Annotated in this window: 2 protein-coding genes and 1 tRNA gene; 2 read left to right on the forward strand and 1 reads right to left on the reverse strand. The window is 61.4% G+C overall.

All coding sequences use genetic code 11. The annotated features are described in order from the left end of the window. Positions 1-439, forward strand: a 439-nt coding sequence (locus JCM12178_RS17430) for a lipid-binding SYLF domain-containing protein (RefSeq protein WP_157054991.1), incomplete at its 5' end; no start/stop codon positions are given. Positions 440-446: 7 nt separating this feature from the next. Here JCM12178_RS17430 and JCM12178_RS17435 read toward each other — a convergent pair. After that, a tRNA-His gene (locus JCM12178_RS17435) sits at positions 447-522 on the reverse strand. Between the two features lie 73 nt (positions 523-595). Here JCM12178_RS17435 and JCM12178_RS17440 point away from each other — a divergent pair. Continuing rightward, positions 596-913 (forward strand): carboxyvinyltransferase (locus JCM12178_RS17440; protein WP_500799081.1); only part of this gene is annotated, 318 nt, incomplete at its 3' end.

Below are 913 nucleotides of genomic sequence, written 5' to 3' on the forward strand. Positions count from 1 at the left end.
GCGGTGGAACGGGCCGGTCTTTTACGGCCTCGGCGCGCCGGGCTTCGGCCTGCAGGCGGGCGTCAGGACCCAGTCCGTGATCTTTGCCTTTCGCACCCCGGAAACGCTTGAGCACTTCATGGCCGACGGCACCATCGGCGGTGCCTCGTTTGCCGTGGAGTTCCTGAACGTGGGCGTGCAGAACAATGCCGGGTGGGACAACCCCAGCCCGGACATGCTGGTGATGACCGAAATCTCCGGGTTGTATGCCGGAGCCGGGTTCGAGGCCGGAGGCATTGCCGAGCGGGACAGCATGAACGCGGCCCTGTGGGGCGAAGGCGTTTCAGCGGATGATATTTTGCGGGGAGATGCCGGACGGCGGGACACCGATCTGACGGCTCTTCTCGGACGTGTGGATGCCCCTGAAAAAGGAAAAGGCGAAACCGGAGTTTCGCCTTGAATTCCTGTGGGGTGAGTGAAGGGACTTGAACCCTCGGCCACCTGGGCCACAACCAGGTGCTCTACCAACTGAGCTACACCCACCGCATGAGGGCCGTAGATGTATCCAAGTCCCCGGCGGCGGTCAAGCAAAGAATGTAAAAAAAGGAAAATTTTCATGGATAAACTCATAGTACAGGGCGGCGGACCGCTCGAAGGTCGAATCCGCGTCAGCGGTGCCAAGAACGCGGCCCTGCCCATCCTCATGGCCTGTCTTTTGGCCGAAGGAAAGGTGGAGCTGGGTAACGTGCCTCGCCTGCGCGATATTCACACCTCGCTCAAATTGCTTGAGATTCTTGGCTGCAAGACCAGCTTTGACGGTAACGATGTCACGTCCGACGCCGTGGCGCTGGTGCCGGAGGCCCCGTATGAGCTGGTCAAGACCATGCGCGCCTCGGTGCTGTGCCTCGGTCCCTTGCTGGCCCGACTGCGCGAG

The sequence above is a fragment of the Salidesulfovibrio brasiliensis JCM 12178 genome, from assembly GCF_001311825.1.
Taxonomy (GTDB): Bacteria; Desulfobacterota; Desulfovibrionia; order Desulfovibrionales; family Desulfovibrionaceae; genus Pseudodesulfovibrio; species Pseudodesulfovibrio brasiliensis.